Raw genomic sequence first — 1,750 nt, 5'->3', positions numbered from 1 at the left:
ATGATGGTGATAGTTGTCTTTGGTTCCACTATTTTTAAAACAATGCAGAAAAATAATGAAAGATATTTAAAACGTGAATTTCCAACACATATTGTTGTGGAAAATCGTTTGAATAATGATTTAACCATTACCTCACCTCATATACAAAATATATTTAAAGAAATAAGTAGTATAAAAGGAGCTAGTACAATTAGTACGAACTCACTGGCAGAATTAAAGCAAGGTAAAAATTATATTACTTTTGACTATAATTTAGGTGATTTAAAGGAAATGGAAAAGCAAGGATTACTGCCAGAAGTACCTGCAAATTTGGAGAATAGTATAATTGTTACAGAAGAGTTAGCGGGACGGTATAAACTTCATGTAGGCGATATCGTTCAATTAGGTCTATTTTCAGAACAGGAACAAAAAGTTAGAGCGACTAGTAAGGTAGAAGTTGGGTTAATTGTTAACGAGCTACCGAATTCTCCTTCGGTACTCATGGATTGGAGTAATGTAACATATAAACAAGATTATACAGTTTTTGAGCGTGCATTTATTAGCTCAAATAATGAGAGAGAGACGTTGGAACAATTAAAGAAATTGAAAGGTCAATATCCACAATTAAAAATAAGTAGTTATACTCAATCGTTAAAACAATCTAATTTAATGTTTCAGCAAAGGTGGTCCATCTTCATCGTTGTTATTGTAGTAATTTTGCTTAGTGTAACATTAGGGGTGTGTAATACACTTATAAATAATATTCAATCTAAAAGAAAAGAGTTTGCTATTTTACGAGCAATAACAGTTAATAAAAAGGGTATTGTACAAATTATTTTGACGCAAGTTAATTTATATGTACTTATTGGAATCATACTAGGGGTTGTTATAGGAATATTATTAACCTATATGGTAAGTATAATAGATCGTACACCTTTATTTTTTGATTTCAAACTTATCGTAACGGTAATAGCGGGGATGTTCGGAATAGTCCTTATTATTTTTATCCCTTTTGCTAATAAAATAGGAAAAAGGGATATTGTACAAGAGTTAAATAAGGATAATAAATAAAAATATAGTCAAGATGAATTCCATCTTGGCTATATTAATAGTTCAATTCGACTTCCGAAAGTCAGTAATAATCTTCTCAATAACAGGAGGAAGATTACTAGGTAACTCATCTAGCGGAAAGAAGCGCAGTTCTTTCGATTCCGTTTGATCGCATACAAGCTCACCGTGAAATTCTCGGCAAATATAAACAGCGAGTACACCGTGTACTTGATCGCCGTTTGGATAGATTTGAAAGAAATCAGGTCCTGAGTATGTACGGAAWAGTTCTGGATTTTTAATGATAAGTCCGGTTTCTTCATATACTTCTCGATTTAAAGCGTCTTCTAACGTTTCGTTATATTCTAAGGCGCCACCAATAATACCCCAGCGGTTAAAATCTGTACGGAGCTGCAGTAATATTTCATTTTTCTCATTTAATATAATGGCGTGTGATCCGATTAAAATGAGTGGATGATTTCCTACTAGATTTCTCATGTCTTCAATATAGCCCATAATTCTTCTCCTTATATTTAATAATAATTAGGCAGTTCTTTTAACATTTTTTCTGTTTTACGTGCTGTAAATGCTAAGTTATGATCATCTTTTGTTCTAAAAAATAATGTGCGTAAAAAGATTTTAATGTTTGCGCATAAAATACAATACTCATTAAGGGAAAGGCGTTTTCTAATTTGAGGAAGCCTTTTTATTTTTTTATAAATAA

General features: G+C 31.5%; 2 protein-coding genes and 1 pseudogene. 1 reads left to right on the top strand and 2 read right to left on the bottom strand.

The genetic code is table 11. The features are described 5' to 3' along the window. The coding region (locus tag AC1DJR_RS28745; protein ID WP_477004124.1) for an ABC transporter permease at positions 1 to 1,050 on the top strand (1,050 nt) is incomplete at its 5' end. A 42-nt stretch (positions 1,051 to 1,092) separates the two neighbouring features. On the opposite strand, the gene AC1DJR_RS28740 is transcribed toward AC1DJR_RS28745, so the two are convergent. Together AC1DJR_RS28740 and AC1DJR_RS28735 are read right to left on the bottom strand one after the other, a co-directional pair. Further along, on the bottom strand, positions 1,093 to 1,542 hold the full coding sequence (locus tag AC1DJR_RS28740) for an NUDIX hydrolase (protein ID WP_429691998.1): 450 nt from the start codon (positions 1,540 to 1,542) through the stop codon (positions 1,093 to 1,095). A 17-nt stretch (positions 1,543 to 1,559) separates the two neighbouring features. Further along, a pseudogene (locus tag AC1DJR_RS28735) lies at positions 1,560 to 1,750 on the bottom strand (DUF2785 domain-containing protein); the annotation flags it as partial.

This window comes from Bacillus sp. 05T31, assembly GCF_056396725.1.
This window is presented reverse-complemented; position numbering and strand designations above follow the sequence as displayed.